Origin of the sequence: Pseudomonas putida (assembly GCF_001941965.1) — a bacterium.
Taxonomy (GTDB): Bacteria; Pseudomonadota; Gammaproteobacteria; order Pseudomonadales; family Pseudomonadaceae; genus Aquipseudomonas; species Aquipseudomonas putida_L.
In genome coordinates this window covers 36689-60348 of the sequence record NZ_MKZO01000020.1, presented here as the reverse complement: position 1 = coordinate 60348, position 23660 = coordinate 36689, and the positions used below count along the sequence as shown (strand labels likewise).

The following is a 23660-nucleotide window of genomic DNA, read 5'->3' as shown; positions in this document are numbered from 1 at the left end:
TCAGGCTTGCCACCAGCGTTCGATCACCCGCAGGCCGTCCAGCTCGCCGTAGGGGGCGGTGAGCGGACCATGGGCCACGCGGCTGGAACGGGCGGCCACGGAGCTGGCGAACAACGGCACGATCGCCCCGCCATCGTCGCGGCACAGCGCCTGCATTTCGTTGTACATCTCGCGGCGCAGCGGCTCGTTCATCTCGCCGCGAGCGGCATTGAGCAACTGGTTGAAACGCGGGTTGTCCCAGTGGGTCTCGTTCCAGGCCGCGCCTTTGGCGTAGCCGATGCTGAACATGCGGTCGGCGGTGAGGCTGGAGTACCAGAACGAGGTGGTGAAGGGCTGTTTCATCCAGACATTGGAGAAGAAGCCGTCGGCCGGCTCGCGCACCACGTCGATATCGATTCCGGCCTGGCGTGCCTGCTCCTTGAACAGCACCGAGGCGTCCACCGCGCCGCTGTAGGCGGCATCGGAGGCCTGCAGGCGCACCTTGAGGCTGTCCATACCGGCCTGGCGCAGGTAGAAGCGCGCCTTGTCCGGATCGTAGGCGCGCTGCTCCAGCGCCGGGTTGATGAAGCGGTTGGCCGGCTGCAGCGGATGGTCGTTGCCGACCTGGCCGTAGCCGTAGAGCACCGAAGCCAGCAGGTTTTCGCGGTTGATTGCATGCTTGAGGGCCAGGCGCACGTTGTTGTCACGGAACTGCTGGCTGTCACAGAGCATCGGGAAGGTGTAGTGCTGGGCGCCCTTGGTTTCCTCGATCACAAGCTTCGGGTTGCGCTTGAGCAGGGCCACGGTCTTGAGGTCGACCTTGTTGATCACGTCGACTTTACCGGTAACCAGCGCGTTGACCCTCGCGGCACCGTCGCTGATGGCCAGCAGCTCGGCGCTGGCGAAATGCGCCCTGCCCGGCTTCCAGTAGTCAGGGCTGCGCTCCAGGTCCATGCGCACGCCAGGCTCGAAGGACTTGATGCGGTAGCCGCCAGTGCCGACGCCGGCCTGCCAGTCGGCCTGGCCGTCCTTGGCCGGCATGATCACCAGGTGATAGTCGGCGACCACGTAGGCGAAGTCGGCGTTACCTGCGTGCAGTTCGAATACCACGGTGTCCGGGGCGGAGGCACGCACGTGGGCGACGTCGCCCAGTACGGTCTTGGCTGCTGAGGTGGATTTCTCGCCCAGGTGGTGCTGGATCGAAGCCACCACGTCGTCGGCGCTCAGGCTTTTGCCATTGTGGAAGGTCACGCCCTGGCGCAGGGTGAAGGTCCAGACCCTGGCGTCCGGGCTGGATTCCCAACGCTCGGCCAGCTCAGGGATGGCGGTGCCTTCGACGGAGATTTCGGTGAGAGTGTTGTAGACCGCCGAAAAGCCAATGAAGGTGAAGGTGTCGACCCAGGAGCCCGGGTCTTTGGAGTCGGTGGTGCTGGCCCCTGCCAGGCCCAGGCGCAGGCTGCCACCCGGTTTCGGCGTCGCTTCGACGGCATGGCCGCGCAACGGCAGGCCGAGGGAGAAGGCCCCGGCAATGGCCGCAGCGGCGGCACTGTACTTGAGGAAATCCCGACGCGGCAGGCCGCTGTCGAACATCGCTTGAGGATTCTTGTTGTTCTTATCGCTCATTGCACTGCCCCCTGTGAACCGTGAAGAATGGTTATTCGGTCAAGCGGATTGCGTCGAAGCTGCTTATTTGTAATTGTTACCGTAACAAATACATTATCGGCCCGACAAGCTGTTTTCCAGCGTCCGATGACGGGCGTTCAACGGTGTAGAATTTCCATTTTCGCAGGGAGCTTTTTCCTCCATGAGCCAGTCGACCCGCCTTATCACGGCTTCGTACATCCTGTCGTTCGTCGCGGCCAACGCACCGCACAAGCTGCGTACCGAAACCATCGCCAAGTGGGTCAAGGTGCACCCTACCCGCGTGCGCGGACTGGTGTCGCAGATGGTCAAGGCGAACATCCTCACCTCCTATCGCGGGGCGCAAGGCGGCGTGACGCTGGCGCGCGCGCCGCAGCTGATCACCCTGCGCGAGGTGTATGACGCGGTGCAGGAAAGTTCGCTGATCGCCGAGAAGATCGACAATCCGTTTGCCGGGCATGAGGATCACTGCAAGGTGTACGAGGTGTTCACCCGACTGTTCGCGATGCTGGAGCAGAACATGCGGCTGGATCTGGGGACGATTACGGCGGATCAGTTGTTCGTGGCGTTCGATACGCCCAGGGAACTGGCAGAGCTCGGCTGAGCCTGTACAGGCCTGCCCTCGTGGAACAACACATTAGCAGGGTCCTTGTGGGAACGGGGTTACCCGCTCTCATAGAACAAATCGTAACTTTTTGATTTACATGGGACCTGTGTGCGGGTTCACCTGCGATTGAGATGGTGAATTCACTACCGCAATCGCTGGCAAGCCAGCTCCCACAAGGTCCACGCCGGGCACAAATGTTGCGACTGACCTAGAACCCTGTGGGAGCTGGCTTGCCAGCGATGAGGCCCTCAGCCCCACCCCGGATCCGGCAGTGTCCCCGGCCCTGAGCTTGCTCGCGAAGGGCCGCGAAGCCGTCGTAAAACCTGAGTACGCGCCCTTCCTGACACACTTAGGTGGATGGCTTTGGGACCGCTTTGCGGTCCTTCGCGACGGTTCGGCGCTCCGACAAGCTCGCTCCCACAGGTGGCGCGCCGAGCTCAAGAACGGTTCTCTGCGCGACCGGCCTGTGTTCAATCGCGATACCCCGGCGCAACCTTTTCCAGCAACCGTAAAAGCGCCGTCCACGCCAGTTGCATCCCGTCCGGGTCCGCCAGTTGCCCCTCCTCCAGCGGCCGCCCCGGGTCATTGAACTGCCGCTCGGTATGCGCGCACACCTCGTGAGGCGGCAGCACCAGCTTGCCACTGGCCTGCGCCGCCAGCTGGATCTCGCAGGCCTTCTCCAGGTAATACATGCGCATGAACGCCTCGCTCACGCTGCGTCCGACCGCCAGCAAACCATGGTTGCGCAGGATCATTACCGGCTTGTTGCCCAGGTCGGCCACCAGCCGCTGCTGCTCGGCCATGTCCAGCGCCACACCTTCGTAGTCGTGGTAGGCGACCTTGCCGTAGAACTCCATGGACATCTGGTTCACCGGCAACAACCCGCACTCCAGCGCCGCCACCGCGCAACCGGCGCGAGTATGGGTGTGCAGCACGCATTGCGCGTCTTCACTGGCACTGTGGATCGCGCTATGGATAACGAACCCCGCCGGGTTCACCGGATAGGGCGAGGGTTCGACGGCATGTCCGGCCAGGTCGATCTTCACCAGGCTGGACGCGGTGATTTCATCGAACATCAGCCCGTAGGGGTTGATCAGGAAATGGTGTTCAGGCCCCGGCAGGCGCACCGAGATATGGGTGAAGATCAGGTCGCTCATGCGAAAATGCGCGATCAGCCGGTAGCAGGCGGCCAGTTCCTCGCGCAATTGCCGTTCGGATTTCATGATGGGGAACTCTCAGGTGGTTCAAGAGCGCCGGGCAAGCGCAACTGCCCGGCGGTTTCAGGTTACTTGCTGGCCCAGGCGTTGAAGCGTTCTTCCAGTTCATCGCCATGGTCGACCCAGAATTCGACATTCATCGCCAGTGCCCCCTCCAGATTCTGCTTAGCGGTCGGCACCCATTTGGCCAGCGTTGGATCAAGCTGCGCCGCCGCCTCGATGTTGGTCGGGCCGTAGGGAATCTGCGCGACGTAACGCACCTGTGCCTCCGGCTGGTTGGCATAGGCGATCAGGCGCTCGGCCTGCTGCACATGTTTTGAGCCCTTGATGATCGCCCAGTAATCCATGCCATACAGGCTACCCGGCCACACCAGCGCGAGCGGGCTGCCGTTCTGCGCCGCTGCCGCGATGCGGCCGCTGTAGGTGGACGTCATCACCACGTCACCGGCCATCAGCCATTGCGGCGGCTGGGCGCCGGCTTCCCACCACTGGATGTTGGGCTTGAGCTCAGTCAGCTTGGCGAACGCCCGGTTCACGCCCTCGGGCGTCGCCAGCACCTTGTAGACGTCCTCGACCTTGACGCCATCGGCCAGCAAGGCGAATTCGAGGTTGTACACCGCACGCTTGCGCAGGCCGCGCTTGCCCGGGTACTTCCTGACATCCCAGAAGTCCGCCCAGGAGGTCGGCGCCTGGGCCAGCTTGTCGTGGTCGTAGGCAATCGCCACGCTCCACACCAGAGCCGCCGAACCGCAGTCTTGCGCGGCGTCGGGAATCAACTGGTCCTTGCGCCCCAGGCGGTTCCAGTCCAGGCGCTCGTACATGCCTTCATCGCAGCCACGCAGCAAATCGGGGCCTTCGATCTGCACGACGTCCCAGTCGACATTGCCGGTATCGACCATCACCTTGATCCGGGCCATCTCGCCGTTGTATTCGCTCTGGATCAGCTTGCTCTTGTCCTGGGCACTGAAGGGCTGGAAGAACGCCACGTCCTGGGCCTTCTGCCCGGCGCCGCCATACCCCACCACGACCATGTCCGGTGCCGCCTGGGCGGTGCCCAGGCCGAGGCACAACCACAACGCGCACACGCCCGGTTTACGTGCAAAAGCTCTCATCGAAGTACCCTCGTTATTGTTTTTCTGAGGTTCGCCCCTGAGGCGGGGGTGCTATCGAAGCTAGTGCTCGACAAGTAAAAAAACAAGTTGATTTTTTACTGAAGGTACACTTTTATGGAAAAACAACAATAACAAGCCGGAGCCTGACCGCATGTCGACCGCCTACACGCACCTGTTCGAACCGCTGCAGATCCGTGGCAAGCGTCTGAAAAACCGCATCATGTCCAGCGGACACGACACCTCGATGCCCACCGACAACCTGGTCAACGCGCGGCTGATCGCCTACCACAAGGCCCGTGCCGAAGGCGGTGTCGGCCTGATCGTGTTGCAGGTGGCCGGGGTGCACGACAGCGCCCGCTACACCTCCCACGTGCTGATGGCCACCGACGACACCTGCATCGAGGGCTACCGCGCCCTGGCTGAGGTCTGCCATGCCCACGGCACCGTGGTGCTGTCCCAGGTCTTCCACCCGGGGCGCGAGATCATGGAGTCGGCCGACGGCCTGCTGGCGGTGGCCTATTCCGCCTCGGCGGTACCCAACGAACGCTTCCGGGTGATGCCTCGGGAGCTGGACCAGGCGATGATCGACGAGATCGTCGCCGGCTACGCCGCCGCCGCGCGGCGCCTGCACCAGGCAGGCATCGACGGCGTCGAGATAGTCGCCAGCCACGGCTACCTGCCGGCACAGTTCCTCAACCCCCGGGTGAACCGCCGCACCGACGGTTACAACGGCGACCTCGAACAGCGACTGCGCTTTTTGCGGGAAATCATCGCCGCCGTGCGCGCCAGCACTGACGAGCAGTTCATCGTCGGCCTGCGCATCAGCGCCGACGAGCGCGATGCCCAAGGCCTGACCGAAGACGAATCCCTGGCTGCCGTGCAAGCCTTGCAAAGCCATGTGGATTACATCCATATCGTGGCCGGCACCTCGGCGTCGCTGGGGGGCGCCATTCACATCGTGCCGCCCATGGCCATCGAGGCGGCCTACCTGGCCCGGGAAGCCGGTACCTTCAAATCACGCCTGCAAATTCCGCTGTTCGTCACCGGTCGCATCAACCAGCCCCAGGAAGCCGAGCTGATCCTTGCCCGCGGCCAGGCCGATGTCTGCGGCATGACCCGCGCGCTGATCTGTGACCCGCAGATGCCGAACAAGACCGACAGCGGCCGCGTCGAGGACGTACGCGCCTGCATTGCCTGCAACCAGGCGTGCATCGGCCATTTCCACCGGGGCTTGCCGATCTCCTGCATCCAGCACCCGGAAACCGGCCGCGAGCAGCAATATGGCCAACTACCGCCCGCCAGTGTGCGCAAACGCGTGATGGTGGTCGGCGGCGGGCCTGCCGGAATGAAGGCGGCCGCCGTGGCCGCGGCCCGCGGACACCGGGTGACGCTGTATGAGGCCAGCGCACAATTGGGTGGCCAGGTGTTGCTGGCGCAGTTACTGCCCCGGCGCAGCGAATTCGGTGGCGCCAGCACCAACCTGCAACGGGAAATGCAACTCGCCGGCGTCGAGGTGGTGCGCAACACCCGGGTCGACCGGGCCCTGGTCGAGCGCGAGCGTCCGGATGAAGTGATCATCGCCACCGGAGCGGAGCCTTACTGGCCGGTGTTCGAACGTGGCGGCGAACTGCAGGTGGTAGACGCCTGGCAGGTGCTGCGCGACGAGGTGAGGCTCGGCCGTTCGGTGATGGTCGTGGACTGGCGTTGCGACTGGATCGGCCCCGGCATCGCCGAGCGTCTGGTGCGCGCCGGCCACCAGGTGCAACTGGCGGTCAATGGCACCCACTGCGGCGAGAGCCTGCCACTGTACGTGCGCGACCAACTGGCTGGTGAGCTGCACAAGCTGGGCATCCCGATCACCCCCTATGCCCGCCTCTACGGCTGCGACGACAACACCGTCTATCTGCAGCACACCGCCAGTGGCGAGGCGATGATCTTCGAGGACATCGACACCCTGGTGCTGTGCCAGGGTCATCAGCCGGTGGACACCCTGGCCGGACAGATCAGCGACCTGGTACCGGTACAGCGCATCGGCGACTGTCTGGCCCCGCGCACGGTCGAGGAAGCGATCCATGAAGGGCTGAAGGTCGCCGCCGGCTTGTGAGCCTGTTTATACTCCGGGACTTTGCAAGGCCGACAGGAAAACGCCATGAACCGCCACAAAAGCAAAGCGCCACCCGCAGCCGAGGACGGCGGCAGCGCGCCGCAGTTTCTCGGCAGCCGCATTCGGGGCCTGCGCAAGCGCCGGAACATGACCCTGGCCGAGCTGGCCGAGCGTAGCGAGCTGACTGCCGGCTACATCAGCCAGCTGGAGCGCAACCTGTCCTACCCGTCAATCCCGGCACTGTTCAAGATTGCCCGCAACCTGGGGGTGACCATCCAGTGGTTCTTCGCCAGCGAAGCCAACACCGCCCCGGAGGATGAAGGCTACGTGGTGCGCAAGAACAGCCGGCTCAGCGTGCACTACGAAGACGGCATCGTCGACCAGTTGCTCACCCCGCAGCCCAACCGCGAGCTTGAGATCCTGCATTCGCGCTTTCCCCCGGGCACCTACAGCGAGGAAAGCTACAGCCATGAAGGCGAGGAAGCCGGGTATCTGCTGTCCGGACAATTCGAGCTATGGGTCGGTGAGCGGTATTTCCAGCTGAACGAAGGTGACAGCTTCAGTTTCTCGAGCCAGGAACCGCACCGTTACGGCAACCCTGGCAACGTCGACGCGGTGGTGATCTGGGTAATTACCCCGCCTTCCTTTTAAGCCTGCGACGGGAACAACAGGGGCGCCGTGCATGATCGACGGGATCAAGCTGCCTGGAGATCCGACGTTCAACCGGACCTGCCTGACTCTGTAGTGCCCTACCCCACCAACCTGAACACCAACAACCAAAACCCGGCCTGCAAATAAGAAAACACGAAGAAGAAGATCTGCATCAGGGTGAATCCCGCCAACACGCTCGCGCAGGATATGAGCAATACGGCCAGCCAGGACTTTGGAGGCTTGCGCTTCAGCAACCGGGCCGCATAGATCACGCCCAGCAGCACACCGGGCACTGAGAAAAGATGCACCAGGCCCAGCAGCCCCTCCTGGTGATCGGCGCGCCAGTTCATCTGCCAGAACAACAAGTATTCCAGCGCCAGTGCAATGGCCAATCCGCTTAGAAATCCGCTTCCCGAGTAGAAAAAAACCGCCACCAGCCAGGCCGCTAAAGGAATGACAAGGTAATACCACAGCCCTGCATAGAGGTAGTCGCCATAAATGATTACCAGCAGCGGAACGAAGGTGGAAATCAGTAGGAACCAGAGGCTGTCAATCTTGTTGATTGTTATTGTCATCACTTCCAGTCCATTGAAATTCGAGGGTTCCGAAAGACGTTCATCCACCCCGGCCCGTCGTCCGGATGACGGGCTTCATCAAGAGCTAAGGTGTTCGTCAGGACAATGTCAAGAAGCCAGCAATCAATCCCCGCTGCGCTCTCCAGGTTCTGTCTGAAATTGAGGGAAACCGACTTTCAGTGCCGCGAGCACTGAGGTTTTTCAAGATGTTCAGCCATCAATGTTGCCCTGGTCGCCACTGCATCGCCACTGACCGCTACCCGGATGATGCACTCCATAGTGAGCTTTTTACCCATTTTCAGTGATATCCAAGTGCCATTACCGAGTGCAGACTGGCCTCCTTCGCCCACTGCCGTAAAGGGCTGCTGACCCTTTTCATCCAGTTTGCCTATGCCGAAGGCGTTCGTACTTCCACAGGCCCGCGTTGACGTAACGGATGGCAGGTGCCGTCCTCATTTAAAGGAGCAACCTATGCAAAGCAAGGATATTTCCGTTCCGGTCGGCGCTGTTCTGCCTTATGCCGGCAACCTCGGCAACAACCAGCTCAACGAAATGGGGTGGTCCATCTGTGACGGCAGCGAGTTGCAGATTTCAGACTACCCGGCACTGTTCGCGGCCATCGGCACCTGCAACGGTGGCGACGGCAATACCCGCTTCAACCTGCCGGACTATCAAGGCTATTTCCTGCGCGGCGTCGACCCGAGCGGCACCGTCGACAAGGGTGCCAGCGACCGCAAGTCCCCGCGCAGCGGCGCGGCGACGGGTGCACGGGTCGGCAGCGTGCAGGCCTTTGCCACCGCCACGCCGAACACGCCGTTCCAGGCCCTGGTGCCGCACGTGCCCACGGATGACCATCGTGCCTACAGCGGCACCAACGCGGACATGCTCGAACCCGGCGGCGGCCAGACCTTTTACTCGAACGGTGGCGGCGACGCCGAGACCCGGCCGATCAATGCCTACGTCAACTACATCATCAAGATCGTCGACGGCGGCAGTATGCCAACCGGCGTGGTGGTTGCCTTTGCCGGCACCAGCAGCTCGGGCAGCATGATCCTGCGGCAGTCCTACCTGTTGTGCGACGGAAGCCGGCTCCCGATAAATCTGTATCCAGAGCTCTACCAGGACATCGGCACCGCACACGGCGGCGACGGCTCCGCATTCAACCTGCCGGACTACCGCGGGCGCTTCCTGCGCGGAGCTGACAACGGCACTAAGCGTGATCCCGATGCATCGGGCCGCACCGCCATGGCGGTCGGTGGTGCAACGGGCAACGCAGTGGGCTCGATCCAGGATTGGGCAACGGCGGCGCCGGTCAACCCGTTCACCCTGTCGATCAACCTGGGCAACTCGGAAAAAACCTCGGACCATTGCGCCGGCCACGACAACGCCGAATGGAACCAGAACAGCGTGACCGTTTCATTCACCGCCAGTGGCGGCGACAAGGAGACGCGCCCGGTCAACGTTGCCGTTGACTACTACCTGCTGCAAGGCAGTGTCCCGAATACCCCGGACCTTTTCCCCATCGGTGCAATCATCGGCTTCGCGGGTAACGTGGCGCCGCCAGCGACACAGTGGCTCCCCTGCGACGGAGCCAGTTACCCCAACAGCGACCAGTATCAGTATCTCGGCTTCGCCATCGCCGATGCCAATGGTGGAGATGGGATCAGCAACTTCAACGTACCCGACTATCGAGGCTATTTCCTCCGGGGCGCCGACCACGGCCAGGGCCGCGACCCTGACGCCACTTCACGCACGTCGGCAGCCTCCGGGGGAGATTGCGGCCCCAATGTCGGCTCGCGACAAGGCGGCGCCACCGGGCGGCCAAAGGCTGGCGATATCACCGGCCCGGTCGATCACATGCCCACGGATGACGCGGATACCGCTGCCGCCATTCTCTGCAGCAGCGTGGCGGAATGGGATGGTGCCCAGACGCCGGTGGTCGGGGGCGGAGACGCCGAAACCCGGCCGCTGAACGCCAACATTCTTTACTACATCAAGTATGCGACGGCCACCGTCTGAGTCATCCTGAGGCTGGCAGAGCAACCCGCCCGGCGTGATCCGGGCGGGTTTCGCTATTACCGTGTCAAAGGCCAGGAGCACTTTTGTACTCCAGCACTGAATTCGCACTCTTTTCCATTTCAAAAGTGTCAAAGATCCATGAAGAACATTCGACTCCTACGCCATGGACAAAGCGCCGCCAACGCCGGCGCCGCCTCCCGTGACCACGCCACTATCCCGCTGACGGACAAAGGACGTGAACAGGCCCGGGACATCGCGCAGTCCATCACCCAGGCCCCCGACCTGATCATTGTCTCGCCCTTTTTGCGAGCCCAGGACACCGCCGCGGTCACCGCCTCGCGGTTTCCTGACGTGCCGGTCGAGACCTGGCCCATCGAAGAGTTCACCTATCTCGCACCGGCCAGGTGCGTCGATACCACGGTCGCTCAACGCAAGCAGTGGGTCGATCAGTACTGGGCGGACGCAGATCCGGCCTACGTCGACGGCGAAGGTGCCGAGTCATTTCTGCAGCTCACCGGGCGCGCCAGCGCCTTCCTCGATCGACTGGCAGCCCATCCGGCACAGGCCATCCTGGTGTTCTCCCACGGCCAGTTCCTCAGCCTGGTCGCCTGGCTGATCGAGCGTGGCCCGGCGCCGATCGATGGCCAGGCCATGCGCGAATGGCGCCGCTATGAAATCGACAATCACCTTGCCAATGGCGGTAGCTACAGGATCTCCCGCACTCAGGACGATTCTGCGTGGGAAACCCATCATCCGCGCAAATCCTTCATCGATCGCAATCCCAAGGAAAAAGCCGTCGAGGCTGCGTTCGCTGCGTTGGCGCGCAACCACTACGAAAGCGATCGGCCAGACCCTGCGGACAATGCCTTTGCCGTCGTGGAGCGGTTAATGAGAAAAGGCCGTTGATATTACGCGGACCCTGTGGGAGCTGGCTTGCCAGCGATTGCGATGTTGGATTCACTGCCGCAATCGCTGGCAAGCCAGCTCCCACAGGGTCCGCGTCGCATCAGCGTTACTGATCCACCATAACCAACATTAATTAAACTTATGAAAATCCAGCCTGCACACTAGCCCCCTCCTCAACCAGGAATCACGTTATGTCAGGCGAAAAATCGATCACGGCCCTGCTTCTGGGCATGAGCCCAATCTTGAACGAAGGCGAGTTCGTCTTTTTGCACCGTGGCGAATGCCGCTGCCCTGCAAGGCGTCGAAGCACTGGGCACCTTCCGCGAACAGGAAGGCCTGACCGCCATCATCGAGCGGCAACAAGCCGATGCGCTGGGCCTGGAATACAGTTTCGTCGCAGCCTGGATCACCCTGACCATCCACTCGGCCCTCGATGCCGTGGGTCTGACGGCCGCCTTCGCCACGGCACTTGGCAATGCCGGTATCAGTTGCAACGTTATCGCCGCGTTCTACCACGATCATATTTTCGTGAGTAAGAACGATGCCGCGAAGGCCATGGACGTTCTTCAAACGCTGTCGCGCTCGGGTGTTGACTAATCCGCTGAATCTTCCGCATTATCCGGAAACATTTTCTTGCAACAGAATCACCATGATCTTGAGCAACGACTCCATGCCAACTGCCCCGGGCCTTCACGCCCCGGTCAGCGCATGCCTGTCCGTTGCCAAGAAATCCAAGAAACAGCCGCTCATTTGACCGGGGCGCTGTCCCGTCAGATGAGCTGACAGGACAGATAGCGCAAGGTCTCCCCCCGCTTGATTCCCCTTCTCTCCTCTGACGTCCAGTTCGGTCTGCCTGAGGAGTAATGCATGTCTGATTTTCGCGGTATCTGGGTTGCACTGGCCACACCCTTTCGTTCCGGCCAGGTCGATTTCGAAGCACTTCAAGGCCTGGCGCAGAAGCTGCTCGCCGAAGGCGTGAGGGGCCTGGCCGTGTGCGGCACCACCGGCGAGGCGGCGGCCCTGGGCAAGGATGAACAGCTCGCGGTGCTGGATGCGGTGCTGCAGGTCGCCCAACCGCACCAGGTGATCATGGGCCTGTCGGGCTACAACCTGCAGGAGGTGCTGGCCTTCCAGCAGAAGATCCAGCAGCGCAACATCGCTGGTCTGCTGGTCCCGGCGCCGTGCTATATCCGGCCGTCGCAGCAAGGCATCGAATCCTTCTTCCAGACCGTGGCCGATGCGGCGTCCGTTCCGCTGGTGGTCTACGACATCCCCTACCGCACCGGCGTGCGCATCGAGCGGGAGACGCTGCGCAGGATCGTGCGTCACCCGAATATCGCCGCGGTTAAGGACTGTGGTGGCGATATCGAGACCACCCTGGCCCTGATCCAGGACGGCGATGCCCAGGTGCTGGCCGGCGAGGACCTGCAGATCTTCACCCATCTCGCCCTGGGCGGTGCCGGTGCCATCTCGGCCTCGGCGCATATCCGGGCAGACCTCTACGTGGAGATGATGCGGCATATGGACGAGGGGGATCTCGGCACAGCACGGGCGGTGTTCTATCGGCTGTTGCCATGGATCCAGACCGCCTTCTGCGAAGCCAACCCCGCGGTGGTCAAGGCAGCACTCAGCGTCCAGGGCCTGATCGCCAACGAACTGCGTGAGCCCATGCAGACCAGCGGTGCCGCGACGCTTGGACGCTTGCAGGCAGTACTCGAAGCGCTGGCCTAGGCCGGCTCGACACCCGCCGTTGCAGCGATCAGGCTGCCCGGCGGCGGTTGTTGGCGGAAGTAGCCCTCCACCCCGGCGAAGATCGCCTCGGCAACCTTGCGCTGATGCCGCGCGTCATGCAGGCGCCGGCAGTCGCCGACGTTGGAGATGAAACCGGTCTCGACCAGGATCGACGGCACCGCCGCCGACTTGAGCACGGCGAATCCGGCCTGCTCGACCCGCGACTGATGAAGACTGGAGACCTCGCCCAGTTGCGCCAGCACCTGATGCCCGAGGTTGAGGCTGGTGGAGATGGTCGCGTTCATCGACATGTCCAGGAGCACGCCGGCCACCATCGGGTCGTCCTTGCGCAGCTTCACGGCCAGGCCGCCGCCGACGGAATCGGCACCGTTCTCCCGTTGTGCCATCCAACGCGCCATCGAGGAGCTGGCGCCGTTCTGCGACAGGGCGAAGACCGAGGCACCGGATGCCGTGAGTCGAGGCGCGGCATCCGCATGCACCGAGACGAACAGGTCGGCATTCAGGCGCTGGGCCAGTTCGGCGCGCTTGCGCAGGGGTATGAAGATATCGTCGGAACGCACCAGCCGGGCCTTGTAGCCCTTCTGCGCATTGACCCGCTTGGCCAGGAGCGTGGCGATCTGCAGGGCGACCAGCTTTTCCTGTTCGCCCTTGGCCCCAACCGCACCCGGATCCTTGCCGCCATGGCCGGCATCGATCACCACCAGCAGGTCGCGACCTGATTTGCCTTTCGCCAGCGGTGCAGGTACCTGGCTACTGGCGACCACTGCCGCCTTCGCCGGCCCACCCGAGAGGCGCAGTTCCAGACGGTGGCCAGTGCCGGGTACCGGCCGGAGTTCGCCGCGGACACCCGCGTCGGCCAGGTCCAGGACGATGCGCAGGTCACCGGTTGGCGTCTGCCCGCTGCGGATGGCGCGCACGGGAGTGCCATCGAGTACAAGGCTGTTCAAGGGCGCATCGAGCACCGCCTGGCGCAGGTCAAGGACCAGGCGTGGCGGCGACTCCAGGTTGAAACTGTTGGTCACCACCGGCCCGCTCAGGTCGAACAGGAAGGTCGTGGCGCCGGCCGATTGACTGACCGTCACCCGGCGCACGGCCTGGGAGGCCTGGGCCACGAACGAGGCCGGCAATGCCAGGCCGGCCAGGAGAAATTTCAACAAACTACGTCTATCCATACACTTTCCATAGGCGCCTCTGCTTGCCGAGGCTGCTCAGATCAAAAGTGTTACAACGTAACAATTATTCAGGCTGGCACTCAAGTGAATGTTTTGGGGCCGCTTTGCGGCCCCAAGGCCTGATCAGATTTGCGCCTGCCCACCATCCACGAACAACTCGGCCCCATTCACGAAACTCGAATCATCACTGGCCAGGAACACCGCCGCATTGGCAATCTCCACCGGCTCGCCAACCCGGCCCAACGGCACTTGCGACGCCAGATAATCCAGCAAGCCCTGCTGTTGCTGCGCATCAGGCCCGGCCAGATCGACCAGCCCCGGGGTCCGGGTGGCACCCGGGCTGATGGTATTGACCCGGATATCGCGCCCCTTGAGATCCAGGATCCAGCTCCGGGCAAAGGCCCGTACCGCCGCCTTCGACGCCGAGTACACACTGAACGCCGCCGTTCCCGAACTGCCCGCCGTTGAACCGGTGAGGATGATCGACGCTTTCGCCGCCAGCAGCGGCAGAGCCTTCTGCACCGTGAACAGCACGCCCTTCACGTTGCGATCGAAGGTGTCGTCATAGTGCTCCTCGGTGATCTCGCCCAGTGGCAGCATGGAACCACCGCCAGCATTGGCGAACAGCACATCCAGGTGGCCGTGGGCATCACGGATGCGGGCATAGAGTTCATCAAGCTGTTCGAGCCGGGTCGAATCGACCGCCACGCCCGTGGCATTGCCCACCAGGGCGACCGCCTTGTCCAGCTCGGCCTGGCGGCGACCGGTGACGTAGACATGGGCGCCCTCCTCGGCAAAACGTTGTGCGGTGGCCAGGCCGATGCCGGTGGTGCCGCCGGTAACCAGTGCGATCTTGCCTTCAAGTTTCTTGCTCATGGTGTTTCTCCCGGTTGGGTTGTGCGTTTGGATGGGAGAAGCGTATCGACCCCTGGTTATTTTCAAAATAGAATCATTCGAAACTCATCATTACAGAAATGAAATGGCAAGAATCCCCGATTTCGAAGGTCTGGCAATGGTCGCCAAGGTGGCGGAAGAAGGCTCCTATGCGGCGGCGGCCCGCGCCATGTCGGTATCGGTGCCCACGGTGTCCCGGGCCGTGGCGCGCCTGGAAGAGCGTCTCGGCGGTCGCCTGTTCAATCGCACCTCGCGCCAGTTGGCCCTGACCGAGTTCGGCCAGCGCATGGTCGAACAGGCCAGCGCGCTGTACCGCCAGGCCGAGGAGATGGAAAGCGCCGCCCAGGAACTGTCGGTGCAACCTCGCGGCCTGGTGCGCCTGGCAGTGCCGATGTCCTTCGGACTGCGTTGGGTCGCACCCTTGCTGCCGGAACTGCTGGCCCGCTATCCGGGCCTGGAGCTGGACCTGCACCTTTCCGACTCTACGGTAGACCTGGTGGCCGACGGCTTCGATGCGGCGTTGCGCATTGCGGCCCTGCCGGACTCTTCCCTGGTGGCGCGGCGTATCTGTGCGGTCACTCAGTATCTGCTCGCCGCGCCCAGCTACTTCGAACAACGAGGCCGACCCGCCCACCCCCGCGAACTCGCTGAACATGCCTGCATGAGCTACGCCTACCGTGCCCGCAGCCAGGTCTGGCGGTTCACCCACGGCGACGGCAGCGAGCACGACGTCACGCCCCGCGGGCCACTGCGCGTCACCAACTCGGATGCCCTGGTCGCGCCCTTGCTGGCGGGCATGGCGATCGCCGAGCTGCCGGAGTTCATCGCCGCCGAGTACCTGGCCGATGGCCGTCTCGAACGCGTACTGCCCGACTGGCACATGACCCAGGGCGGGCTGTATTTCGTGACGCCGTCGGCAAGAACCCGGCCGAGGAAGGTCCAGGCGCTCTCGGACTTCTTCGCCGAGCATCTGGCGAGCCCGGCCTGGCGGCATGAAGCGAAGTGATCGCTATCCGGCCGTGCAGGTAAAACTCACCGTCAAACCACCGCCCTCGCGAGGCTCGAGCGCCAGCACGGCGTCGAAGCGAACGGCGATGGCCTGGACGATCGAGAGGCCCAGCCCGGCCCCATCGGTGCGCCGCCGTCCATGATCCCCGCGCCAGAAACGCCGGCCCATTTGCGCCACGGAGGCTGCGCTCAAGCCCGGTCCACGGTCAGCAACCGTCAAGGTGCACTGGCCGTTGGCAAATGCCACCTGCACCTCCACCGACGAGGCGCCCGGCGAATAGCGCAAGGCGTTGTCCAGCAGGTTGCGCAGCACGGTATCCAGCATCGATGCCGGCACCGCGCTGCCCCGGTCGTCCCCGCGACTGCTGACCTGCACACGCCCCTGCTCCTGCACATCCAGCCTGACCAGTACGCTGCTCACCACGTCCATTAGCGATTCGCAGCGGTCCTCGCTGGCCACCGGCACCTCGGTGCGGGCCAGGGTCATCATCTGGTCCAGGGTCCGGCGCAGTCGGCGCACGCCCTCTTCCGCACTGCCCAGGGACTTGCGCGCATCGTCGCCCCCGGCCTCGCGGATGATCTGCAGATGGGTGTCGATCACCGTCAGCGGCGTGCGCAACTCGTGGGCGGCGGCGTCGGTGAAGGCGCGCTGGCCGGCGATGACCTGGGTCAGGCGGTCGAGCAAGGCGTTCATGGCGTCGAGCACGGGCCGCAGTTCCTTGGGCGGGCGAATGAGCTGGATGGGCATGGTGTCATCCGCCTGGCGATTGCGCAGTTGCCCGCACAAGACCTCCAGCGGTTGCAGGCCACGACCGATACCGATCCACAAGGCGGCCAGGCTGCCCAGCACCGCGATCAGGAACGGGACCCCGGCAGCACAGAGCATCTCGCCGATCAGCCGCTCGCGGTTGTCCAGGCGGTCGGCGGTGCTGACCTGGTAACCCGCCTCGGTGCGCAGCACGTAGATGCGCCAGAAATGCCCGTCGATCTCACGGGTGCTCAGCCCGGGCGGCAGGTCGTGGAAGATCGAGGGCGAGCCGCTGGAACTGCGTGCGAGGATTTCCCCTTGCAGCAAACGAATCTCGCAGGCGATGCCTTCCTTGCCGGTGACCCGTATGCCTTCGCGAAAATCCGGACTGGTCGCCTCGGCGCCGAGTGCGGCGCGCTCCAGCAACCCGGCGACCATGCGCGCCGACATCGCCAGACGCCCGTCCAGAGTGCGGTCAAGATTGCCCTGCACCCCGCGCATCATCCAGCCCGCCGCCAGCCCCCAGAGCACCATCAACGACAGCCCGGCCACCAGCACCGCACGCAAACGCAGGCTCACCCGTCATGCCTCCAGCCCAGGCGGAAACCCAGGCCCCGGGCGGTCTCGATCGCCTCCGCGCCCAGTTTGCGGCGCACGTTATGGATATGCACGTTCAGGGCATTGCCGCCGACATCATCGGCCAGACCGAAGAGCCGCTCGTTGAGCTGCGTGGAAGGCACCCAGCCGCCACGGCTGTCGGCCAGATGGGCAAGCAGGTCGATTTCCCGGCGTGACAACACCACGGGGTGGCCATCCAGCCAGGCTTGTCCGGCGGACGGGTCCAGGCGCAAAGGACCGGCCAGGATCATCGGTGCCACCCGCCCCTGGGCGCGACGGATCAGGGCATGCAGCCGGGCCGCGAGTTCGCGCAGATCGAAGGGTTTCACCAGGTAGTCATCGGCGCCGCGGTTCAGCCCCTCCAGGCGATGTTCGAGCGAGTCCCGGGCCGACAGGATCAATACCGGCAAACCGGGCTCGAAGTTGCGCAACACACCGAGCAGTTCGATGCCGTCCCGATCCGGCAAACCGAGATCGAGTACCAGCGCATGAAAACTTTCATCGACCTGTGCCGCTTCCGCCTCGGCGGCGGTAAAAACATGCCTGACGTCGATGCCATGTGTGCGTAAGCCCGTGCGAATACCGTCACCGATCAGTTCGTCGTCTTCCACCAGCAATACCCGCATTGCAGCTCCGTCCGTGCCTGAAAACAATCATGCTAAACCCGAAAAACCAGTGAATTCAGCTACTTCCTAAAAAATGATGGAATTTTAGTTTCGCTTAATTTTCGCCGGTTATAACGACGTGTTTTGCCTTGAGGACAAATTAAGAAGTGACCGGCAGAAAATAAAGAACTATTGCCCGGCGAGTCGCTTTATAAGCAACTTGTTTGATCAACATCATGATCCGGGCAAAACAAAGAAAGGACGTTAAAGGCGTCGAATATCGACACCTTGCAATCAATGGATCGGGTTCCTGATGATGAAAAAGATATTCCGCTCGCTCGCCACGCTGCTCCTGCTGGCAGGCAGCGCCCACGCGCTCGGTGCAGCGCCACGGGATAACGCCAGCGCACCGCAGGTCATCGACGACCTGCCCGCCGACTACGCCGATGACCTCGACCCGGCCACCCGCACCCTGGTCGAGCGCGGCCGCTATGTCGCCCGCCTGGGCGACTGCGTGGCCTGTCACACCGGCAGCGACAAGCGCCAGCCCATGGCCGGTGGCCTCGCCCTGGAAACCCCGTTCGGCGTGCTCTACTCGACCAACATCACCCCGGATGCCGAGACCGGTATCGGCGGTTACTCCTTCGAACAGTTCGACCGCGCCATGCGCCAGGGCGTGGCCGCCGATGGCCACAACCTCTACCCGGCGATGCCCTACCCGTCCTATACGCGGATCAGCACCGAGGACATGCAGGCGCTGTATGCCTACCTGATGCAGGGCGTGAATCCCGTGCGCCAGCCGAACCGCGAGCCGGACATGGGTTTCCCCTTCAACCAGCGCTGGGGCCTGGCGGTGTGGAACTGGCTGTTCCTCGATGACCAGCCGTTCAGTGCCGACCCGGCCCGGGACGCAGCCTGGAACCGCGGTGCCTATATCGTCCAGGGCCTCGGCCATTGCGGTGCCTGCCATACCCCGCGGGGCATCGGCTTCCAGGAAAAGACCCTGTCCGAGGCCGGCAAGCACGGCAGCTACTTCCTCGCCGGTGAAACCGTGGAAGGCTGGCGGGCCCTGAGCCTGCGCAACCTGTGGACGCCCGAGCAGACGGCGGAAATGCTCAAGACCGGGCGCAACAGCCATGGCAGCGTGTCCGGCAACATGGTCGATGTGGTCCAGCACAGCACCCAGTACATGACCGATAGCGACCTGCAGGCCGTGGGCCTGTACCTGAAGTCGTTGCCGTCCTCCGAATACGACAAGCCCATGCAGGTTGCCCAGGGGCCGGCACCGAGCATCACTGCGCCGGGCGGCGGCGAGACGAGCGGCCCGCCCGCCACGCTACTGACCTCCCGGGGTGGCCTGGGCTACCAGCAGTTCTGCGCCGACTGTCACCGCGCCGACGGTGCCGGGGTCAAGGGTGTGTTCCCGCCGCTGGCGGGGAATCCGGTGCTGATGTCGGAAGACCCGTCCACGCTGGTGCATATCACCCTGACCGGCTGGCGTTCAGCGCAGACCGAGCGCAATGCCCGGGTGCTGACCATGCCCTCGTTTGCCCGGCTCAGCGACAACGAGATCGCCGAGATCCTCGACTTTACCCGCCACGCCTGGGGCAACCCGACGGCGAAGCCCATTCGCCCCTCGGTGGTGGCCGACATGCGCAAACGCCTGGATGTACGCCAACTGGACAACCGTCCCTTCGTCACCCCGCGCCTGGCCGACCTGCTCAAGGAGCCCAATGCCGAGCAACTGGTGCTCGGGGCCCGGCTCAACACCAACACCCACGAACTGCTGCCAGGCAATGTCGGCAACGCCCTCAACTGCGCCAGTTGCCATCTCAACGCCGGCACCGTGGCCGATGGCTCGCCTTACATCGGGGTCTCGGCCTTCTTCCCCAGCTATGCACCGCGGGCCGGTCGGGTGATCAGCCTGGAGGACCGCATCAACGGTTGCTTCCTGCGCTCCATGAACGGCAAGCCGCTGGCGCTGGAGTCCACGGAAATGAAGGCCATGGTCGCCTATTTCGACTGGATGAAGCGCGAAACCACCCCGGCCGACAAGGTCGAGGGGCGCGGGGTCGGCAAGATCGATCCGGGCATCGTGCCCGACCTGGAAAACGGCGAGAAGCTTTACGCCGTGCAGTGCGCGCTGTGCCATGGCGATGACGGCGAAGGGGTGAAGAACGCCGACGGCAAATGGGTCTACCCGCCGTTGTGGGGCGACGACTCGTTCAATATCGGCGCCGGCATGGCCCGTACCTACACCGCTGCGGCCTTCGTCAAACAGAACATGCCGATCGCCTTCCATGATCGATTCCCGCTGGGCCAGGGTGGCCTTACCGACCAGGAAGCGGTGGATGTCGCGGCGTACTTCAGCCACAAGCCACGGCCGGACTTCGCCGGCAAGGTGAAGGACTGGCCCAAGGACAAGAAGCCGGTGGATGCACGCTATTGATTGGCGCCGGGGCTGGCGGCACACTCCGCCTTTTCGGAGCGCCCCATGCAGATCATCGAATGCAGCCTCAAGGATGTGGACCCGGCCGCGGTGCTGTTCAACCAGTACCGGGTCTTCTATGAACTGGCGGATGATCTGCCGGCTTCCCGGGAATTCCTGCGCATCAACCTGCAGGAACGCCGTTCGCGGATTTTCCTGGTGCTGGACGGCGAAGGCAACGCTGTTGCTTTCGCCCAGCTTTATCCGGCGCTGTGTTCACTGGCGATGAAGCGCTTTTACTGGCTGTATGACCTGTTCGTCGCGCCGCAGGCAAGAAAGGCGGGGTATGCGCGACAGTTGATGAACCATCTGACCGCGCTGCTCACGGCCGAGGGTGCGGACCGTATCAGCCTCGATACCGCGGCCTCGAACAAGGCCGCCCAAGCGCTGTACGAGTCCCTGGGTTATCAACGGGAAAGCGAGTTCCTGACTTACCACAAGTATCTGGCCGACTAGAGCAACTATCCGAAGAGCGCCGCGTACCCTGTGGGAGCTGGCTTGCCAGCGATGACGATGGTGAGTTCACTACCGCTATCGCTGGCAAGCCAGCTCCCACAGGGTACGCGGTGCATCATCAGGGAGTCACCCCGCGGATCGCATCAACCACCGCGAAGGTAGCCTCCTCCACCGTCCCCTCATTCCGACACAGGAACCACCCCTGCTGCAGCGCCGCCTGCTCGAACGCCCGGGTCGCCGCGACATGCTCGTCCAGTTCACGGATGACGGTGCTGCCCAGCCCGCGTGTGCGCGACGCTGCCCTTGCCCAGGAAACCTGCGGATCGGTCACCACCCCGACCGCCAGGTCCGGCACCTGTACTCCATGCTCGAGGTTGATCCGCAACACCTCGGCAAACGGCACCAGCCGCCGAAAAGCCGCCTCGGAGGGGTACCAGCGGTCCATCAGAATGATGCTGCCTGCGGGCTGTTCGGGCAGCACCTGCCGGGAGATCCAGGCACGGCTGTCTGCAAGACGTTCACACACCTCCCGTTCCAGCTCCGGGTCTGGATGTCGGGCAAGCTGGTTGACCAGGGCCATGGTGTCGGCCCGGTGGGGATCGTTGTTTCGTTCGCTGAGGCGGATCACCTTGCGGCCATCGGCCCTGAGCACCTGGGTGACGGCCTCCAGCAACGTGGTCTTGCCGGTCCCCTTGGGGCCATCCAGGCAAACGAACAACGGACGATCGATCGACATGCTGACTCTCGCAACGCACAAGCGGCGGATTGTACAGGGCCCGGCGCTCCTCCGATCAATCCGGCTGAACTTTGCCCCGCTTGCCGGCTTCCCCTGAATAGACCGTACAACCACCAGGGAGTGACAGCAGATGCGAGCATTGACCTACCACGGCGCCAACGACGTCAGAGTGGATACCGTCCCGGACCCGGAGATCCAGGAGGCGGACGACATCATCCTGCGGGTCACCGCCACCGCGATCTGCGGCTCGGACCTGCACCTGTACCGCGGCAAGATACCCGAGACCGAGCACGGTGATATCTTCGGCCACGAGTTCATGGGCATCGTCGAGGACACCGGCAGCGCGGTGACCAACCTGCAGGTCGGCGACCGGGTGGTGATTCCCTTCGTGATCGCCTGCGGCAGTTGCTTCTTCTGCCAGCTCGAGCAGTTTGCGGCCTGCGAAACCACCAACAGCGGACGCGGTTCGATCCTCAACAAGAAAGGCATTCCGCCCGGTGCGGCGCTGTTCGGCTACAGCCATTTGTACGGCGGCGTGCCCGGTGGCCAGGCCGACTATGTGCGCGTGCCCAAGGGCAATGTCGGGCCATTCAAGGTGCCGACCGAGCTGTCCGACGACAAGGTGCTGTTCCTTTCCGACATCCTGCCCACCGCCTGGCAGGCCGTGCTCAATGCCGAGGTGAAACCGGGCTCCACCGTCGCGATCTACGGCGCCGGCCCGGTCGGCCTGCTCAGCGCCGCCTGCGCACGAATGCTCGGCGCGCAGACGATCTTCATGGTCGACGACAACGACTACCGCCTGGCCTACGCCGGGGCCGCCTACGGGGTGATCCCGATCAACTTCGAACAGGACGACGATCCGGCCGACAGCATCATCCGCCAGACCTCGGGCATGCGCGGCGTGGATGCGGTGATCGATGCGGTAGGCTTCGAAGCCAAGGGCAGCACAACGGAAACCGTGCTCACCGCGCTCAAGATCGAGACCAGCAGCGGCAAGGCCCTGCGCCAGTGCATCGCTGCCGTGCGTCGCGGTGGCGTGGTCAGCGTGCCCGGGGTATACGCCGGATTCATCCACGGCTTCATGTTCGGCGATGCCTTCGACAAGGGCTTGACCTTCAAGATGGGCCAGACCCATGTGCAGAAATACCTGCCGGAACTGCTCGAGCATATCGAGGCCGGGCGCCTGCAGCCGGAAATGATCGTCACCCACCGCCTGGCGCTGGAGGAGGCGGCGCTGGGCTACAGGATGTTCGACCAGAAGGAAGACGACTGCCGCAAGGTCATCCTCGTCCCTGGTGCGGCGGCCGGGACTCTCGGCACGGATTACCTATGAAGGAGCGCGCGACCATGATCGATCCAGCAACCGGCATGAAGGCCGGAGAACGCTACCAGGTGGAAAGCATCGAGCGAGCCCACCAGTTCCCGGGATTCTTCCTCGATGGCAAGTATTACCTCGGTCCCGAGCTACTCACCGCCGTGGGCTGGCTGGAGGGCACCCGGTTCATCTACGACAGTCTGGACCCCACAGGCGAGCCGGTCTTCCCCGACCGTATCGCCGGGGAAATCCATGACCTGTCACTGGCTCTGGTGGACGGCGCGGTGTTGCCGGTGACGCTTGTCGAGGCGTCCGCTTTCGTCGAGCCGGAAGATGGCTGGGAGCCAGTCCAACGGGCCCCTCGCGCCGTCAACAAGACCCCGGGACTGGTAATGGCGGCGGCGATGGTGCTGATCGGCGGCCTCGCCCTGGCTACCCTGAAACGCCGCCGACACTAAGCTGCAGCAGCCAATACGGGGCCCAGGCAAGGCCCCGTACTCGCTCACATCATCTGGATATACACCGAGTAACTGCCCAGCACGATCCAGAACACCAGGAAGATCCACGGCGTACGCAGGGAAAACAGCAGCGACTTGCGATGCCCCGCCCGCGAGGTTTCTGCCTCGCTGAACAGCGGCGACTCGTCATAGGCCAGGCCCATCATCGGCTCGCTGCGCAGCAGATGGCTTTGCTTGAGCTGCCAGTGCTCGATGATGCGAAACGCCGCGCGGATCCCCGGCCAGGCATTCAGCGAACTCAACACGCCCAGCAGCGCCAGGAAGGGCGCAACCATCAGGGTGAAGCTCGGGCCCCAGCCCGGATTGAGGTTGCCCATGCACGAAACGAAGGCAATCACCAGGAACGACTGCGCGGTGAGGTAGGCGTCGGTACGGTTGGCGAGGATGCTGGTTTCGTACTGGATCTCGCGGCGGTAGAAATCCAGGCGCTCCTTGGGCGAGCCGAACATCCTGGCATTGCGCGCGTCGATCTCGTGTTCGGGGGTGGACGGGGTGATGATGCGTGGCACTGGAGGCACCCGTAGGGAAGTGGGACATCC

Annotated in this window: 19 protein-coding genes and 3 pseudogenes; 12 read left to right on the top strand and 10 right to left on the bottom strand. The window is 63.6% G+C overall.

Annotated features, from left to right (window positions below; genetic code table 11):
* Positions 1-1602 (bottom strand): ABC transporter substrate-binding protein, encoded by a 1602-nt coding sequence (locus tag PSEMO_RS12350; RefSeq protein ID WP_075803350.1) that lies wholly within the window; start codon positions 1600-1602, stop codon positions 1-3.
* Between the two features lie 181 nt (positions 1603-1783).
* Between PSEMO_RS12350 and PSEMO_RS12345 the strand changes: the two genes are divergently transcribed.
* Positions 1784-2224 carry an RrF2 family transcriptional regulator gene (locus PSEMO_RS12345; RefSeq protein ID WP_075803349.1) on the top strand — a complete coding sequence of 147 codons (441 nt, stop codon included), beginning with the start codon at positions 1784-1786 and terminating at the stop codon, positions 2222-2224.
* A 473-nt stretch (positions 2225-2697) separates the two neighbouring features.
* Here PSEMO_RS12345 and PSEMO_RS12340 read toward each other — a convergent pair whose 3' ends face one another.
* Both PSEMO_RS12340 and PSEMO_RS12335 read right to left on the bottom strand, forming a co-directional pair.
* Entirely contained in the window at positions 2698-3450 is a 753-nt protein-coding gene (locus PSEMO_RS12340) for a class II aldolase/adducin family protein (protein ID WP_075803348.1), read from the bottom strand.
* Positions 3451-3512: 62 nt separating this feature from the next.
* On the bottom strand, positions 3513-4556 hold the full coding sequence (locus PSEMO_RS12335; protein ID WP_075803347.1) for an ABC transporter substrate-binding protein: 1044 nt from the start codon (positions 4554-4556) through the stop codon (positions 3513-3515).
* Positions 4557-4707: 151 nt separating this feature from the next.
* Here PSEMO_RS12335 and PSEMO_RS12330 point away from each other — a divergent pair, with 151 nt between their 5' ends.
* Both PSEMO_RS12330 and PSEMO_RS12325 read left to right on the top strand, forming a co-directional pair.
* The gene (locus PSEMO_RS12330; protein WP_075803346.1) at positions 4708-6660 is read left to right on the top strand and encodes an oxidoreductase; all 1953 of its coding nucleotides are present in this window, start codon (positions 4708-4710) and stop codon (positions 6658-6660) included.
* A gap of 45 nt (positions 6661-6705) precedes the next feature.
* A complete protein-coding gene (locus tag PSEMO_RS12325) occupies positions 6706-7311 on the top strand; it encodes a cupin domain-containing protein (protein ID WP_075803345.1) in 606 nt (201 codons plus the stop codon).
* 98 nt (positions 7312-7409) lie between these two features.
* On the opposite strand, the gene PSEMO_RS12320 is transcribed toward PSEMO_RS12325, so the two are convergent.
* On the bottom strand, positions 7410-7934 hold the full coding sequence (locus PSEMO_RS12320) for a hypothetical protein (protein ID WP_144443570.1): 525 nt from the start codon (positions 7932-7934) through the stop codon (positions 7410-7412).
* Positions 7935-8357: 423 nt separating this feature from the next.
* Between PSEMO_RS12320 and PSEMO_RS12315 the strand changes: the two genes are divergently transcribed.
* The 4 genes and pseudogenes from PSEMO_RS12315 to dapA all read left to right on the top strand — a co-directional run bounded on the left by PSEMO_RS12315 (position 8358) and on the right by dapA (position 12542).
* Entirely contained in the window at positions 8358-9905 is a 1548-nt protein-coding gene (locus PSEMO_RS12315) for a tail fiber protein (RefSeq protein ID WP_075803343.1), read from the top strand.
* Positions 9906-10043: 138 nt separating this feature from the next.
* Positions 10044-10646, top strand: a pseudogene (locus PSEMO_RS12310) (histidine phosphatase family protein); the annotation flags it as partial.
* 356 nt (positions 10647-11002) lie between these two features.
* Positions 11003-11408: pseudogene (locus PSEMO_RS12305) on the top strand (ACT domain-containing protein).
* 270 nt (positions 11409-11678) lie between these two features.
* The gene (gene dapA, locus PSEMO_RS12300) at positions 11679-12542 is read left to right on the top strand and encodes a 4-hydroxy-tetrahydrodipicolinate synthase (protein ID WP_075803341.1); all 864 of its coding nucleotides are present in this window, start codon (positions 11679-11681) and stop codon (positions 12540-12542) included.
* On the opposite strand, the gene PSEMO_RS12295 is transcribed toward dapA, so the two are convergent.
* Together PSEMO_RS12295 and PSEMO_RS12290 are read right to left on the bottom strand one after the other, a co-directional pair.
* Complete coding sequence (locus PSEMO_RS12295; protein WP_075803340.1) at positions 12539-13735, bottom strand: N-acetylmuramoyl-L-alanine amidase; 1197 nt, start codon at positions 13733-13735, stop codon at positions 12539-12541. The genes dapA and PSEMO_RS12295 overlap by 4 nt on opposite strands.
* Positions 13736-13858: 123 nt before the next feature.
* On the bottom strand, positions 13859-14611 hold the full coding sequence (locus tag PSEMO_RS12290) for an SDR family NAD(P)-dependent oxidoreductase (RefSeq protein ID WP_075803339.1): 753 nt from the start codon (positions 14609-14611) through the stop codon (positions 13859-13861).
* A gap of 103 nt (positions 14612-14714) precedes the next feature.
* Between PSEMO_RS12290 and PSEMO_RS12285 the strand changes: the two genes are divergently transcribed.
* Positions 14715-15635, top strand: a complete 921-nt coding sequence (locus tag PSEMO_RS12285; RefSeq protein WP_075803338.1) for a LysR family transcriptional regulator — start codon at positions 14715-14717, stop codon at positions 15633-15635.
* Positions 15636-15638: 3 nt separating this feature from the next.
* On the opposite strand, the gene PSEMO_RS12280 is transcribed toward PSEMO_RS12285, so the two are convergent.
* Complete coding sequence (locus PSEMO_RS12280; RefSeq protein ID WP_075803337.1) at positions 15639-16964, bottom strand: ATP-binding protein; 1326 nt, start codon at positions 16962-16964, stop codon at positions 15639-15641.
* A complete protein-coding gene (locus PSEMO_RS12275) occupies positions 16961-17629 on the bottom strand; it encodes a response regulator (RefSeq protein ID WP_075803336.1) in 669 nt (222 codons plus the stop codon). Before PSEMO_RS12275 ends, PSEMO_RS12280 begins: the two co-directional genes overlap by 4 nt.
* 295 nt (positions 17630-17924) lie before the next feature.
* On the opposite strand from PSEMO_RS12275, the gene PSEMO_RS12270 reads away from it, so the two are divergent.
* Together PSEMO_RS12270 and PSEMO_RS12265 are read left to right on the top strand one after the other, a co-directional pair.
* Positions 17925-20057, top strand: a complete 2133-nt coding sequence (locus PSEMO_RS12270) for a c-type cytochrome (protein ID WP_218641239.1) — start codon at positions 17925-17927, stop codon at positions 20055-20057.
* A gap of 45 nt (positions 20058-20102) precedes the next feature.
* A complete protein-coding gene (locus PSEMO_RS12265; RefSeq protein WP_075803334.1) occupies positions 20103-20552 on the top strand; it encodes a GNAT family N-acetyltransferase in 450 nt (149 codons plus the stop codon).
* Positions 20553-20670: 118 nt separating this feature from the next.
* Here the strand turns inward: PSEMO_RS12265 and PSEMO_RS12260 are convergent, their stop codons facing one another.
* The gene (locus tag PSEMO_RS12260) at positions 20671-21282 is read right to left on the bottom strand and encodes a dTMP kinase (RefSeq protein WP_075803398.1); all 612 of its coding nucleotides are present in this window, start codon (positions 21280-21282) and stop codon (positions 20671-20673) included.
* A gap of 136 nt (positions 21283-21418) precedes the next feature.
* Between PSEMO_RS12260 and PSEMO_RS12255 the strand changes: the two genes are divergently transcribed.
* Both PSEMO_RS12255 and PSEMO_RS12250 read left to right on the top strand, forming a co-directional pair.
* Positions 21419-22621, top strand: a complete 1203-nt coding sequence (locus PSEMO_RS12255; protein WP_075803333.1) for a zinc-dependent alcohol dehydrogenase — start codon at positions 21419-21421, stop codon at positions 22619-22621.
* Between the two features lie 14 nt (positions 22622-22635).
* Positions 22636-22929 (top strand): annotated as a pseudogene (locus PSEMO_RS12250) (short chain dehydrogenase); the annotation flags it as partial.
* A gap of 176 nt (positions 22930-23105) precedes the next feature.
* Here the strand turns inward: PSEMO_RS12250 and PSEMO_RS12245 are convergent.
* Complete coding sequence (locus PSEMO_RS12245; RefSeq protein WP_075803332.1) at positions 23106-23630, bottom strand: hypothetical protein; 525 nt, start codon at positions 23628-23630, stop codon at positions 23106-23108.
* Positions 23631-23660: the final 30 nt, after the last annotated feature.